The following is a 501-nucleotide window of genomic DNA, read 5'->3' as shown; positions in this document are numbered from 1 at the left end:
ACCTGCTCCAATCCCGTCATATCCCTTACTTTCCTCTCCGTCTACCACTACAAACCTCTTATTTCCACGCCCAGCTGAATACATTACCCTACGACTATCAGGACTGAAAATAAGAGAACCTGCACCAATCCCATCGTATTCCTTGCCTTCCTCTCCGTCTACCACTACAAACCACTTGCCCCCCCGCTTAGCGGAATACGCCACCCTACGACTATCAGCACTGAAGATAGGAGATCCTTCCATAATCTCATCGTATTCCTTGCCTTCCTCTCCGTCTATAACTACAAACATTTTATCTCCGCGCCCAGTGGAATACGCCACCCTACGACTATCAGGACTGAAGATAAGATCTCCAAATCCGTCGTATTCCTTACCTTCTTCTCCGTCTACCACTATAAACCACTTATCACCACGCATAGCCCAATACGCCACTCTACGACTATCGGGACTGAAAATAACACCAGGCTCTCCAATCCCGTCATATTCCTTGCCTTCTACCCC

At 48.1% G+C, this 501-nt stretch carries 1 protein-coding gene; it reads right to left on the bottom strand.

Annotation, left to right across the window (positions count from 1 at the left end):
- The coding region (locus tag PLJ10_08895) for a hypothetical protein (GenBank protein ID HOK09763.1) at nucleotides 1-243 on the bottom strand (243 nt) is incomplete at its 3' end.
- Between the last annotated feature and the right edge of the window lie 258 nt (nucleotides 244-501).

The organism is Candidatus Hydrogenedens sp. (assembly GCA_035361075.1).
Lineage (GTDB): Bacteria > Hydrogenedentota > Hydrogenedentia > Hydrogenedentales > Hydrogenedentaceae > Hydrogenedens.
Note: the sequence above shows the minus strand (reverse complement) of the source record. Positions and strands in the feature narration are given on the sequence as shown.